Annotated in this window: 7 protein-coding genes; 1 reads left to right on the top strand and 6 read right to left on the bottom strand. The window is 38.4% G+C overall.

The genetic code is table 11. From position 1 onward, the window contains the following. Window positions 1-67: 67 nt before the first annotated feature. From EO766_RS08810 to EO766_RS08795, 4 genes are all read right to left on the bottom strand, one after another. Window positions 68-1,396: a vanadium-dependent haloperoxidase gene (locus EO766_RS08810; protein ID WP_074417506.1), complete on the bottom strand. Its 1,329-nt coding sequence runs from the start codon at window positions 1,394-1,396 to the stop codon at window positions 68-70. A gap of 284 nt (window positions 1,397-1,680) precedes the next feature. Then, window positions 1,681-2,256 (bottom strand): hypothetical protein, encoded by a 576-nt coding sequence (locus EO766_RS08805; RefSeq protein WP_074420130.1) that lies wholly within the window; start codon window positions 2,254-2,256, stop codon window positions 1,681-1,683. A gap of 31 nt (window positions 2,257-2,287) precedes the next feature. After that, window positions 2,288-4,324: a kojibiose hydrolase gene (locus tag EO766_RS08800; RefSeq protein WP_074420129.1), complete on the bottom strand. Its 2,037-nt coding sequence runs from the start codon at window positions 4,322-4,324 to the stop codon at window positions 2,288-2,290. A 201-nt stretch (window positions 4,325-4,525) separates the two neighbouring features. Next, entirely contained in the window at window positions 4,526-6,583 is a 2,058-nt protein-coding gene (locus EO766_RS08795; protein ID WP_074420128.1) for a PAS domain-containing sensor histidine kinase, read from the bottom strand. Between the two features lie 119 nt (window positions 6,584-6,702). Between EO766_RS08795 and EO766_RS08790 the strand changes: the two genes are divergently transcribed. Further along, window positions 6,703-7,122, top strand: a complete 420-nt coding sequence (locus EO766_RS08790; RefSeq protein WP_074420127.1) for a helix-turn-helix domain-containing protein — start codon at window positions 6,703-6,705, stop codon at window positions 7,120-7,122. A gap of 1 nt (window position 7,123) precedes the next feature. Here EO766_RS08790 and EO766_RS08785 read toward each other — a convergent pair whose 3' ends face one another. Together EO766_RS08785 and EO766_RS08780 are read right to left on the bottom strand one after the other, a co-directional pair. Then, entirely contained in the window at window positions 7,124-9,172 is a 2,049-nt protein-coding gene (locus tag EO766_RS08785) for a PAS domain S-box protein (RefSeq protein ID WP_081301296.1), read from the bottom strand. A 136-nt stretch (window positions 9,173-9,308) separates the two neighbouring features. Beyond that, window positions 9,309-12,620, bottom strand: coding sequence for a VCBS repeat-containing protein (locus tag EO766_RS08780; protein WP_074420125.1), 3,312 nt, complete (start codon window positions 12,618-12,620; stop codon window positions 9,309-9,311). Window positions 12,621-12,786: the final 166 nt, after the last annotated feature.

Below are 12,786 nucleotides of genomic sequence, written 5' to 3'. Positions count from 1 at the left end.
ACTATCAAATCAGGCTTTTTGTGTTATCCATTTGCATAAATAGATGACCTTCACAAAAGATGCGTCGCTATTTTTTCATCTTCAATTTTTCCACAACCAGATTGCCAACTTTAATACCGCTGTTATGCCCCTGTCCACAGGAATACCAGTAATGTAAGCCACCATAAAAACGGGCTTTTTCATTTTCCTGTGCTGCCTGCCGAAACGAAGTAAAACTTCTGCTGGGAATACCAAATTCTAATTCAGTAGAATCAGTATAAGGAAAATTATCGCCAAATACACTGGTTAAAGCTTCAGCAGCTGATGCAGAAATGGTGCAATGCCCACAGGTATATTCCGGGAACGGCGGCGTTTGTAATTCGGGGCGCCAGTTAGGATCGAAATATTTATTGATGACTGTTTCCGGACGTATGGTATTGTAAGTGTATTTTTCATTCCAGCATTGTATAAATGCATCAAACAAAGCGATGGCAGTTTTGGCAGTAGCATATACTGTTTCAGGAAAATTTGCTCCTGCTTTTTTTGCAGCAATGCCGGTAATACTCATCCAATGGCCCGGAGGCGAAAACTTTTTAAATACAAACATGGCATGTCCGTTTACATTCAACTTGCCCGGATTATCATCCCAAAAATTAGCAATATGTTTTTGTTCAGGCGTAAGTGTAGTACAACTGTCCAACATCATTTTTACCTGTAAGTAATAGGGGCTTTTTTTGTCTGTAACATTAAAGGGCAAAGGTTTTTCTGCTCTGAACTGTCCGGCACTGTCCATTACCATGGGTCTTATTAAATTCCAGTGTGGCTCCATGGCCTGGGCATAAGCGGGTGGAGTGGGTACCCATCTGCCGGGGCTGTCAATCACCGAAAACTTAGGCATGCTGCGGGTTTCAGCATAATTATCTTTTTTGCTCCATGCTATAATAGATTGTGCTACTGCATCTGCATAATTTTTTGTAGCGGTATATACGGCATTACTCATACCATTCTTTTTTACCAACTGCACCAAACTATCCACATAGCTTTTCAAACTACCTTCCGGAAATGTAACCGCTTCACCCACTTTGCAATAAGCCAATACTGCTGCAAAATCATAATCAATAGGCTGTGTGGTATCGGGCTGTGCTATCGCATTCAATCCATTCAACTGCCCTTTAAGCGACTGATACTGATTGGGATAACCGGCAGTAATTACTTCATATGCAGCAATAGCTGCATAGGCATAATTTCTGGAAGCTACCACAGGGCCAAAATTATTACCCATTACCACCGTATTTAATTCATGAACAGTATGGGTAAACAATTCCGGATTTTGTACGATTTTTTTATACGCATTGTTATTAGAACAAGCCATTAGCAATAGAAATGAAAAACCCAAAGCAAATAATCTTACAGACATGCATTCCATATTTTACAGTATTGCAGACTGCTTGGCATTGAGTGCCAGACAACCCAACAATTTTCATTCAATAATTTATTGACAGTTATATTTACACACACCCGGTTATTTCTATTACCAATGGTGTGGTTGTTATTCATGTTTACAGTACGATATGTTTTCCATTGCAAATAATGCAGCAGTAAAGGGAATTTGAATCCCAATCAATGCGTATTTGTTGCAATTGAATGCAATAAACTTGTAAACACCTTTTTAAAAAAATGAAAGAGAAGAAATAGCACACACTATGCAAGTGTAGCAGCAGATAATTCCGGAGGTTTGTCTAATTGTTTAATCAATATAAACTGATAGAGTTGATGCCGATAGGCAGAAAAAACAGATAGCGTGTAAGAAGTAGGATGTTGACAGGTGTAACAGGAAGGACGGTTATAATCCTGTACTACAGGTTTAACTGTATGGGCTTGGTGTCCGGCATCTTTTTTAGAAGAACTGCTGTTCACAAAATCATTTGCCAACTTTGCAAAAGCATCTCTGGCATTTTTAATGCCGGTTTTAGCAAAATTAGGAATACACAATACCTCTAAACTATCCTGATAAAAACGGCGTTTTACGTAAGCATAAGTAATGCCATTTACCGTAATTTCTCCATTTACCCGATCAAATTTTTGGGAACTGGCACCATAAGGCAAAGCGGCCGGTACCTTGATGCTGATTAGGTCTTTTTCGTTGTATTGGTTATCGTCTAATTGTGATTGAAAAGCAATATCGGCGCGGTTTTCCAAATAGTCCATCACAAAGCGGTAACCCACCCAGTTAAACAGCAACATGCCCAATAATACTATGGAAGCAATCTTTTTCAATTCAAAAATGAGGGATGAAAATAGGATATTTTTATTGAACCGTAAAAGTTTTTTTCTCCGGCCCTACACCCGTAATAGTTAGCTTCTTCCATTGCTTGGGCAATACGGAAGGAATTTGTGTGATACCTTTTTCTGTTATATTCAATCCGCCAAAACCCATGAGCACACTTTGTATAATGCCACCGGCACCGGTTGCAAAATAAGGATTGGTGCCGCCCTTGGTTTCTGCAATTACCCGAAATGGTGGATTTAAATTGGGAATATACGCATCTTTAAACCAGTGATAGGCTTTTGCACCATCGCCCAAACGGGCATACAGCAAGGCAAATATACCCTGCGTCATGGCTGGTGTTCCGGCGTCGGGTACACGTGCCGAATAATATTCCAAATCTTTTTTGATTTGTGCAGGTTCTGTAATTTCTTTTAAGGGATAGGCCAATAAGTTTACATCAGCCTGTTTAATGCCTTCTCCGTTATAGGTAGCATGTTCTTTGGTTACCCCATCTTCAAAATGCAGTATTGGAATATTTTTTGCTACAAAAGCCCAGTCATCATCTGCCTTTTCACCCACAATACCTGCTGCTGTGGTAGCATATTGTAATACCGCTTTGGCGGCAGCATTGGTAAAAGCATCATTGTCTACATTCTCGGCCCATTCATCTGCTGCTACTACATCTTTAATATCAAAATGGCCGGGGCCATTGCGCTCTACCCTGCTACTCCAAAATTCAGCCACCGCCTTCAATAACGGCCACCCCCTTTCTTTCAGCCAAACCTTATCCTGTGTTACTTCATAATATTGCCAGGCGGCAATTCCCACACAAGCGGTAATATGGTGTTCAAAAGGACCACTCAAAGCCCATACCGGTGTTTCTTCTACACCGGTAGCTGCGCTTTCCCAAGGGAACATGGCGCCTTTGTAACCATGCTCAAATGCATTTTGTTTGGCAGCAGCCAAACGTTGAAACCGGTATTCAATCATGCTTTTAGCCATTTCAGGGTGTAATACCAAAATAGCCGGGAACATCCATAAATCGGCATCCCAAAACACATGGCCATTGTAACCTAAACCGGATAAACCCATAGGCGAAGGACTTAAATCGGTGCCTTCACGAACAAAAGAATAGAGATGATACAACATACTGTGTACATCCTGCTGATCCTGCGGATTGCCAGTAATAGTAATATCGCTTTTCCATAAATCATCCCAGGCTTTATCATGAAAAGCAATTAATCTTTTACGACCCTGCAGCTTAGCGAAAATGGTTAATCGTTGGGCTTCATTCAATGGGTCGGCATCATGAGCGGATGTAATAGAAGAACCTACAATACTAAAGGTATAAGTTTCACCTGCTTTTAATGTTTTGGAAAACTTCATTAGGTGCATATTATTATCCCACATTTCATGAATGATTGATGGTTCCTTCCCATGCGGCTCATCGAACATAAAACTATTGGATGCACACAACAATAATTTACCGGTAGGACTTTTGGCAGAAGAAGTCAATAAACTGATGAGCACATGCGGCCGATCGATTTGATTGTAATAATTTTCCACATCTCTCAAAGCATCCGGCGCCTCCATTACACTGGCTGCACCAATGGTAATAGGTTCTTTGGCAGTAATGGTTACTGTCATTAAAACCGTAAAAGGCAACTGTCTTAAAGAATAATAAGTATAACTAACATCTGCTTTTGCCCCGTATTGAAAGTTGGTGGTAAAATTAGCATGCTGCATATCCAATACCTGGTGCATATTGCTGATATTATTTTTATCAACCTGTTGCCCGTCAATACTCATTTGCATATTCAGCAAATTAAAGCTGCGTAAAAAATTACTCACCATGCCACGGCCATAAGTATCATAAGCACCGGCCAGTACCACATCTTTCACTTTAAACGGTTCGGCTGCAGATACAATGCCGATCATTCCATTGGCTACCGTAACGCCGTAATAATTAGAAGGGTTAATAGAGTCGGCTGTAATTTTCCAGGAATCAACATTGGTTTGTGCAAAGATTGTTACACACAATAGATATACCGGCAGCAATACAATTATTTTTTTCATGCGTTTACATTTATTGATTTTAGCACATGAAATGCATCCTTCATTATTACGTTTAGCATTTAATTTTGTAAAGAATCATTTCATACAATGACAATTGCAAACAAAATAGTGGATGAGGATACAGCATACCAATATTTTATGCTGTACGATATCATCAGACTGCAAGTTATCAATTAATTGAAATGCAAACACCAGAGGATGCTAAACCGGCAATAAAACTTTTACACTGCAACCGTTTCCGGGCGATGATTGTATGCGGCAATAGCCGGAAAATAAGGCAGCCCGGCGTTCTATATTGCGCAGGCCAATGCCGGTACGGGGGGCTTTTATATCAAACCCTTTACCATTATCGGCTATATATAATGCTGCACGATCATTTGCTACATTTAAACTAACCTCTATTAGTGTAGCCTCAGCATATTTGTGAATATTATTCAGTTGTTCCTGCAATATGCGATATATGTTCAGCATGGCATCTTCCTTCATCTTAATACCTGGCTCTATGTTATAAGCAAATTCTATCCGGTATTTGCGGTCAATATTCATGCTATTCAGTAACATTTGTATGCTATCACTAAAATCAACCAGATTAAAAGAGGGTGGCGCCAGCCGATGCGATATTTTACGGATGGCTTCATTGGCCATACTAATATATTTGTGCGCTGTTTCTACAGCCTTTTTCTGCCCGCTATCTAATTCCGATTTGCTCAACAATCCCAATGTAAATACCGCCCCCGTTAGTATCTGGTTTACATTGTCGTGCAATTCAGCACTAATTTGAAAACGTTCTTGTTCCTGGGTATCTAATACGGCTTTCGATAAACGGTTTCCCATTTGGTTGCGTTCCGTAACATCTAATACCGTTACTAAACGGGCGGGTTTACCTTCGTAATTAAATTCAATGCCCCTTAACTCAACATCTGTAATAGTACCATTTTTTTTTAGGTTTTGCAATGTGTAGTTGAGTGCGTCATTTTTTTTTTCAATAATTTGTAAAACTTTTTGAATGCCGGGTAAATCTCTTGCATAAATAATATCGGATATTTTCATTTGCAGCCATTCTGTTTTTGCATAACCATAATGTTGAACAGCAGCTTCATTTACCTGTATAAAGAAAAGGGTTGCTGCATCATAAATCCACATGGGTAGTGGGCTTAATTCGAAAACATTACGGTATTTTTCCTCCGAAACCTTTAATCTTTCAGTTAGTAATACTTTTTCAGTTACATTGTTTAAGTATGCTTCGCCACCCATTAGCCGTTTCGATTGATAAAATAAAGTAATATTTCCTTCTACAAATACCGGATGGCCATCTTTGGTTTTTAATTTTACATTGTTAAAAGGCAGAATGATTTGTGATACATTACCTGAATTATTTTTTTGCGCTTCTATAATAGCATATCCTTCTGAGGAAATTGATTTGAAGGGCAGTTCATTTATTTCTTCTTTCATATAGCCCAGTGTCTGCAAAAAGCATTTATTTGCATAAGTAATATTGCCCTTTTCATCTATTTTATAGATTATTTCATTCGAAAACTCCAACAGTTTCTTATACTTTTTTCGGCTTTCTGCCAATAAAAAATAGATTTTTTTACTCTTTATAAAAGAAACCCATACCATACATCCTAATACTGCCAATAAAATCAAAATTTTTAAACCATCCCATTCAAACGCTTGCTCTCTTCTTTCCACCAAATTTGAAAGTGCGGCTTTTTGAACTGTTGTTTTTGTTTTTACTTCATCAGATAACCGGGCAATAATATCCTGCATTTTTTCATAAGCAAAATGCTGCTTTTGGGTATACAATGAAATAGCAGCTGACAGGTTCGCATACTGGAACCGATACATTATTTTTTCTATTAATGAAAAATTTTGTTCCCAGGCATATTGCAGGCTATCCAACCATTGGTAATGTTCTTTCTTTGTACCAGAACCATTAAATTGTTTTAAAAAAAGATGATATATTAGAGACGATTCTTCAACCTTTTGTTTAAATGGTTGTAAACTATTATGATTGATTTCATTTTTTAATAACAATAAATGCACCATGTTTGCCTGTAGGGAGTCAGTCTCTTTGCGTAAATCAACTAGAAGTGATAACTTACCTATGGAATTTTCTGCTGTTATATTAAATTGCTTTGTCAGGTTCGCAATTTGCTTATATTGGTTCAATTGAACCAAAATTAGCGCACCTAACACTATTGCGTATGCAGCAATTAAAAGCCATAAAAAAGAGGGGGCTTTTTTAGCATTTTGCATGATGGTTTTTTAAGGGAAATAGATTATCCTTTTAAAATTGCCATGAATTTTAAAAAAAAACAATGTAAAACAAATATAAGTCAAATGTATTTAAAAATCCAAATTAAATCACAAAAAAAATGAAATATTTTTCCTCTAATCTGGAATATCTTAGAAAGGCAAGTGGACTAAAACAAGAAGGAATACAGGAAAAATTGAGCATAGAGCGTACAACATGGAGCAACTATGAGAGAGGAAAATCTTTTCCAAATTTAAAATTATTTCACAAAATTGCCAATTATTTTGGCGTTACTGAATATGATTTATTGAATACCGATTTATCAAAACCAACCAACACCCCCATTCAATCATTTCACCAACACAACAATATCCCATCTTTAACCCATTTGCACCAATGCCCCTTCTGCATTTTAAAAGACGAAATCATATTAACAAAAGACCATGTAATAGAAGCACTGAAAGGGCAGATAGATGCATTAAAGTTAGCCAACCGGCAAATGGAAGAAAGGATTTATGCTAACAACCAATCTTCTAAATAATTTAAACCGGCAGTAAAACTTTTACACTGCAACCGTTTCCGGGCGATGATTGTATGTGGCAATAGCCGGAAAATAAGGCGGCACGACGTTCTATATTCCGCAGTCCAATGCCGGTGCGGGGGGCATGCATATCAAAACCCTGTCCATTATCAGCAATATACAATTCTGCCCAGCCTGCTTCTATATTAAGGCTTACTTCAATGCGGGTGGCGGCTGCGTATTTATGGATATTGTTCAGTTGCTCCTGCAAAATGCGGTAAATGTTTAACATCACATCTTCCTTCATTTTTGTTTCCAGGGGAATATTGTACGCAAATTCTATCTGGTACTTCCGGTCTATATTGATGCTGTTCAACAGCATTTGCATACTGTCACTAAAATCAACCAGATTAAAGGAAGGTGGTGCCAGCCGGTGCGATATTTTACGAATGGCTTCTATAGCCATGCTAATATATTTGTGTGCTGATTCAACGGCTTCTTTCCGGTTACTATCCATCTCTGTTTTATTCAACAGCCCCAATGAAAATACTGCCCCCGTTAGTATCTGGTTTACATTGTCGTGCAATTCCGCACTAATCTGAAAACGTTCCTGTTCCTGCGTATCCAATATGGCTTTCGATAAACGGTTTTCCATTTGGTTGCGTTCGGTAACATCTAACATGGTAACCAGCCTGGCCGGTATTCCTTCATACTCAAAAGGCACACCTCGTATTTCTACTTCAATTACCTGCCCATTTTTGGTTATGTGTTTCATGAATCCTCCATAAGGCGCTGCATATTGTTGCATGTGCTTTAAAATCTGTAATGCATCCGGCAAATATTCTTCCTGAATAATGTCTGTAATTTTTTTTACGCACCATTCCGTTTCAGTAAACCCGTAATGCAATATGGCTGCCCGGTTTACTTGTAAAATTTGATGGGAATTGGCATCATAAGCCAGCATAGGCAGCGGACTTAATTCAAAAATGCTGCGGTATTTGGCTTCTGAAGCAATGAGCTGTTGTTCCAATAATTTTTTGGCTGTTACATCATTAAAAAAAGCTTCAGCAACTACACATTTACGATTTTTATAATCAATAATGATACTGCCTTCTACATACAATTTTTGGCCAGATTTGGTTTTATAGGTTTTCTGTATGTTTTTGATGATGGTACCATCTACCTCAGGCCGCAGGTCTGGATTAAAAGTATGCAAACTGTTCTCATCTAAAATTTCAGGAATGGTTAAACGGGCAATGTCAGCATCATCGTAACCCAGCTTTTCTTTAAATGCCTGATTAGCAAATAATATTTTACCTGAGGCATCACAACAATTAATGATTTCATTGGTATGCTGGGCCAAAAAGCGATATTTTGCCTCACTTTCAGCCAATTGAAAATAGCTTTCTTTCATTTTTTGCAGGGTTCTTATTACGGCAATACCCATAGCCAGCAACAACAGCACAATCAATCCACCTACTTCCAGCATTGTTGTATTGTCTGCAGCAATGGTATTATTGAGCATTTGTTTTTGGTGATTGGCCGAATCTTTTACAAAAGCAGCTAATTGAGAATTGGTCCTTTGCATGTTTTCGAAACTAAGGTGCAGGCTGTCTAAATAAAACTGCCTTGCAGTATTAAAATTATCGTCCATGACTTTGTTGATAAATCGTACATGCACTGCGTTATTTTGACGGCGGTATTGCAACAGACTATCAAACCATCGCTTTTCTTCTGGCGCTGTAACCAATTGTTCAAACTCACGCATCTTGGTATCGTTGCGTTCTACCTCCTGCTGAATGATTTTTCGAGTGGCTGCCAACTCTTCAGCATCTTTGGTTAACAGCAAATGCAGTACATTGGTTTGCACATAATCACTACCCCGGCGCAGGTTAATGAGCAGCGATAGTTTTTCTACACTATTGCCCGTAATTTGATTGTACTGAGTAGATAAACGCCGGTATTGGCGGTATTGGGCTATTTGTACATACATTAAACCCAGTAATAAAATACCATATGCAATAATTAATACATAGCGTACCGGCACACGTTTCAACAGCATTCTTCTCATGGCAGGTTTTATAAAAAGATGTAGGTATGATCTTTGATGAAAAATTAAATATTCATTAAATTACCAAACAATTGTAAAGAAAATAAAAAAATACAAAATACAAAATGATTTTCAGTAAAATACACAGACAATTGAATTAACGTTCAAACATCAACAATGGTGCACTATTAATGGTTACCAATAAGGCTTTTTTATGGTTTCCAAGCGGAAGTATTGCAGCATCTCTGGCTTCGCCGCGGTAAATTAAGCCCGTTTGTGCCGGATGTATAAATTGAAAACTACCATTGGGTTGGCCTAAAAACAAGGTTCCTTCATTGGCATCGAGGCGGCCGGTTTGTGGCTTTAAGCCAAAGAAGTTACCGGCAATATATAGGTCGGTGATACCATCTTTATTAAAATCATCGACTACAATGGCAAATGTAGGTGAAAATTGTGCCCGAACAGGCAATGGCTGCATGGTAAAATTGCCGTTGCCATCATTTAAAAAAATACAGGTTTGTGCCTGTTCTACTTTTAATACCAATGCTTTTTGTAAAATTTCGGCCGGGAATAATTCCTGCATGGTTTTTCCGGCATAAGCACTATAAGCTAAAAAGTTTTTTTTGATGGAAGGTATCTGCGATTCTACCTCCCCTTTTAAATAATACGGGTAGGCCTTACCGTCGGTTTTATAAAAAACGGGCATACATTCCTGTTGCCCATTGCCATCAAAATCGGCCACATACAATTGTGCAGGATGTTGCTCATCGGCCTTGATATTTGAATTTAAGCCAAAGTTGCCAGCTATAAAATCAGGATGCCCATCGTGGTTGATATCGACTACAGTAATACAATTCCACCAGCCGGATGAATGGGGTAATTCTTCCCATTTATTTAGTTTGCCATTACTCCATTTAAAAATAGTAACCGGCATCCAATCGCCCACCACAATTAATTCTTTTTGTCCATCGCCATCCACATCTGTCCATTTTGCATCAGTAACCATACCCAATTGACGAAATGCCGGTGCAACTGAAGCTGTTACATCTTCAAATATGCCATTCCCTTTATTCAATAATAAAACACTGGAAGCCGGTGATCCATAATTTCCGGGAATATTTCTGCCACCTATAAAAATATCGGGTTTACCATCGCCATTATAATCGTTTACCTCCACACAGGATGCATTGAGTGAGAGGGATGGCCATCCGTTCGTAGTTTTTGTAAAATTACCTTTGCCATCATTCAAGTATAACCTTGGTGACAGATAAGGTGATCCAACCGGCGCCATATTGCCGCCGGATGCTACTACTAAATCCAGATCGCCATCGCCATCTGCATCCAAAAATGCAGCGCCAATATTTTCAAAGTATTTATCGGCAATAAAAGCAGGTTGGGGTATTTGTTTAAAATGGCCGTTGGGCAGTTGCAGGAATATTTTAGCCGTATCGCCGCTGGCGCTGCCCATATAAAAATCGGTTAAGCCATCGCCATTAATATCACCCAAAGCTAATTTAGGCCCCTCAGTTGAAAGCATTTTGGGCATGAGTCGTTCCACATCAAAATCAACAAATTCATTTTCCCGGTGTGTAATAGCGCCCTGAATACGAGCTGTTGCCACATTGGTGTACCAGGGTTTTACAGGAAGCGGGAATTGCCTTTTTATGGTTGCATCCGTTTCTTTCACCACAAGGGTTTGATTAGTGGCAACTGTATAACGTGTTTCCTGTTTACCATTGGGCCAGTCAATAATAACGCTATCGGCTTGCTGTAATGAATCTAAGCCAAATAACAATACTGGCTCTACGCTACTTTGAAAACCACGGGTAGGCATTTGTTCCTGCATTTGTATATGATGCCCTGCAAATACGGTAACCCTTGCACCTATGCCAAAGGTATTGGGTGCATTTCCTTTGCATTGAATTTTTAAAAACCTAGCATGTTTTTTTTCTGTAGTTGTATTTTGATAAATAAAAGCAGGTTGATCTAAATTATTCACTACTAAATCTAAATCGCCATCCCCATCTAAATCGGCATAAGCAGCCCCACTACTAAACGAAGGTGTTGCCAAACCCAAGGCCTGTGATTGGTTATTGAACATCAATTGGCCTTTATTCATAAATCCGTAATTAGAAATAGGCACTGAGGGCATTTTGTTTAAAATATCCTGCAAACCAAATGCACCTTCCGCTACTTTGCGCATGGTTTCATTGTTATTAAAATAAGCCAGAAAATCCTGATCGGTTAAATCGCGTTTCAAACCGTTAGATACAAATAAATCTTTTTTCCCATCATTATTAAAATCAAATAACAATGCGCCCCAGCTCCAACCGGTAGCATCAACTCCTGATAGTTGTGCAATTTCGCTAAAAGTACCATCCTGATTATTGAGCTGTAAACAATTGCCGGTAAACTGGTGATGAAAATCTAATACATTCTTGGCATTCTGCACATCGTAATCATCAAACTTAACGGTAGTTTTTAAACGATAATCAGATTCAGGCAACATTTCGGCGGTAAAAATATCGAGATAGCCGTCATTATTGATATCGGCCATATCAGAACCCATGGAGCCATTGCTCATGTGGCCCAATGCTGCATTACTCACTTCTTTAAAAGTTCCATTTTTTTGATTGATGTAGAGATAATCTTTTTCAAAAAAATCGTTAGATACATAAATATCTTCCCATCCATCATTATTTACATCACCTACAGCAATGCCCAGACCATAACCAATGGCGCTGCCATAAATTCCTGCCTGTGCACTCACATCGGTAAAAGCGCCATTATCGTTCCTGTATAGTCTGTCGCCGTCAGTGGTATCCCGTACATTTCGAACATTTTTTTTATACCCAAAGCTTTCAATTGATTTAGGATTATTGTTGAGTACAAAACAGTCTAAATCGCCATCATGATCATAATCAAAAAAAATAGCCTGTGTAGAGGCACCAGTATCGTTTAAATGATACTTCGCTGCTTCTTCTTTAAATGTGTCATCTTTTTGATTAATGTATAATTCATTGGCCCTGTCATCGCCCGGCATAATGCCGGCATTGCATACATAAATATCTAACCAGCCATCACCATTAATATCTACCATAGTAACACCGGTATGCCATTTGTGTACACTTGAAATACCGGATTGTTGTGTAATATCTTTAAAATGAAAATTACCTTCATTCAAATACAATTTATTTTCACCCTGGTTTGAGGTAAAAAAAATATCGGGCTTTCCATCGTTATTAATATCGCCAATTGCTACACCGCCACCATTATAAAAATTATGGTAGTTGAAAATATTCATTTCACGGGTATCTTTTACCTGATTGATGAAACGAATACCGGTTTCATCGGGTGAAAGTTGCATAAACAGCGGTTGCTGTTGCAATGCAGTAGTAGTGTGATGACAGCCGGCAACCAGTACAATGGTGACAGCCAGTATGCCGATACGTTGAACTGCACAATTCATGAACATATTTTCTGTTTTAAAAAGCGACGGGTGAAAATTAACATAATTTAGGCAGCAGTGCAAATACAATGAAATGTATTTTATTGACTGCCCTGAAAAGAAAAGTTAAGATTATTTTAAAGGTTATTGAATAGATTCAATAGGTTTTTATGATTGATTAGGCTTA

Source organism: Hydrotalea sp. AMD, assembly GCF_004100315.1.
Classification (GTDB): domain Bacteria; phylum Bacteroidota; class Bacteroidia; order Chitinophagales; family Chitinophagaceae; genus Hydrotalea; species Hydrotalea flava.
The sequence above is the reverse complement of the archived record's forward strand: the minus strand, read 5'-3'. Positions and strand labels throughout refer to the sequence as shown.